The organism is Neisseria sp. P0022.S010 (assembly GCF_051956635.1).
The window spans coordinates 1-2,254 of sequence record NZ_JBQCXF010000476.1; the positions used below are offsets into that span (position 1 = coordinate 1).

Here is a 2,254-nt window from a genome sequence, read left to right on the forward strand (position 1 = left end):
ACTGAATGTATCGCTCAGACCTTTGTGTTTGGCTTTAGCGCTTTTTTTCGGTACTGCGTATGCGGACGGAGGTATCGTTGCTGGAACCATGCACAAGACGGGTTCTTTGGCTGTCGGTAAAGAATCCGTATCGGGCGAAAATGCCACTGCAGTTGGCGACAAGGCTAAAGCAGGCGGCTATAAGGCGGCTGCTTTGGGTTATGATTCTGCCGCTTCCGGTTTGAGCGCAACCGCTTTGGGTGGCGAATCCAAGGCGGAGGCATTGCGGTCGGTGGCGGTTGGCTTTCGGGCCCATGCCAAGGGAACAAATGATGTAGCAGTCGGTGGCGCAGCAGCTGCTTCTGGCGGTCAATCTGTTGCAGTTGGCCTGCTGTCCAAGGCTTCGGCTTTGCGTGCCGTTGCGGTAGGTAATGGCGCGCAGGCAAGTAATATTGATGCAGTAGCTATCGGCAGAGATAGTGAGGCGGATGCGCTCAGTGCAACGGCCTTAGGTGATCGAGCTAAAGCACGTGGAACTCAATCACTTGCGCTGGCATCGGCTGCTGAAGCAGAAGGTTATCAAGCAGTGGCGGTCGGTACGCGTGCGGTATCGAATGCCGTAAACAGTGTGGCTTTGGGTGTAGAGTCTTCCGCCACGGCCTTGAACGGTCTGGCTGTCGGCACCAGCTCCAGCGTGCGTAAAGAAGGTGGTACCGCAGTCGGCGGCGGCGCATCGGCTTTGGAAGAGAAATCTTTGGCACTCGGTTTCCAAGCCAAAGGTAAAGCCGAAAAAGCAGTGGCTCTGGGTGCGCAAAGTATCGCAGATTCGGCTGCAGGGCAGGCAGGCTATGATTTTGCGACACAGTCGGCAAGTCAATCTGAAGAAACGGCATGGAAATCGACATTGGGCGCGGTTTCGGTTGGCAATGAAAAGGACAGCCGTCAAATTACCCATGTGGCTGCCGGTACTCAGGATACGGATGCGGTAAATGTGGCTCAGGTTAAAAGGCTTGCGGAAAGATGGCAGGCCGACAGTCAGCAAAAAGAGTCGGCGGTGGCTGCTCAAATCAATCAAATACGAGCTGAAACACGCGTAGAAATGAAAAAACTGGAAGACCGTGCGGATGCCGGCTCTGCCGCTGCGATTGCGGTGGGTAATCTGGGACAAGCTTACCAGCCGGGACAGGGTGCAGTATCCATTGGCAGCGGCGTTTGGCGCGGAAAGGCCGGTTTTGCTGTCGGAGTATCGAAAGTATCCGCCAGTGGCAAATGGCTGGTGAAAGGTTCGGCTGTTGGCGCATCTAAGGGTGGTGCAGGCGGTGGAGCCAGCGTAACCTATCTGTGGTAGAAAATTTCAGATGGCCTTGAATGTTGAGGCCGTCTGAATTTGGCATGCGAAGCGGTAGAAGCGTAAAATTAACGTTTTTGCCGCTTTTTTATTATGGAAACCTCTTTCCTGCTTGCCGGAAAAATTACCGAGCTGACGCTGATTGTTTTGATGGGTGTGGCCTTGGTGAAGGCCGGGCTGTTGAAATCGGAAAACAGCTACACGCTCTCTGTTATCGCACTTTATCTGATCAGCCCGTCCGTCATGATTCACGCTTTTCAGATGGACAATACGCCGCAGATTATTGAAGGGCTGAAGCTTTCCGTCATGCTGGCGGTGTTTTTCCATGTGGTGTTGATTGTTTTGGGCAGGTTGTTTAAGCACTTGTTCAAACTCGATGCGCTTGAACACGCGGCGACGGTGTACAGTAATTCGGGCAACCTGATTATCCCTTTGGTGATGTCGGTCTTTGGTGCGGAATGGGTGATTTACACCAGCGGTTTTATCATGGTGCAGACGTTTTTGTTTTGGACGCATCTGCGCCTGTTGATTTGCGGCCGCGGCAATGTGGCTTGGAAAACCATTTTCACCAATATCAACATCTTATCCATGCTGGTCGGGCTGCTGATGTTTACCTTTCAAATCAAGCTGCCGCATATTGTCGATAATACTTTGGCGACGGTAGGCGGCATGATTGGCCCGGTTGCCATGTTGGTGGCGGGCATGCTTTTGGCTTCTTTGCCGCTGCGCTCGATTATGTGGACGCCGAGGCTGTATCTTGTTGCTTTTTTAAGGTTGATTTTGATTCCGATATTATTGCTTTTTGCCGTCAAAGTTTGCGGTTTTGCCCATCATGATGCGCATGCGGATACGGTTGTTTTAATCAGCTTTTTGGCAACGACTTCGCCTGCCGCCTCGACAGTTACCCAAATGGCGGTTGTTTACGGC

General features: G+C 52.4%; 2 protein-coding genes. Both read left to right on the top strand.

Translation table 11 applies throughout. The features are described 5' to 3' along the window. Position 1 precedes the first annotated feature (1 nt). Positions 2 to 1,327, top strand: coding sequence for a YadA-like family protein (locus ACTHUT_RS18305; RefSeq protein ID WP_440419325.1), 1,326 nt, complete (start codon positions 2 to 4; stop codon positions 1,325 to 1,327). 93 nt (positions 1,328 to 1,420) lie between these two features. Beyond that, positions 1,421 to 2,254: AEC family transporter (locus tag ACTHUT_RS18310; protein WP_440419327.1), on the top strand; the 834-nt coding region annotated here is incomplete at its 3' end.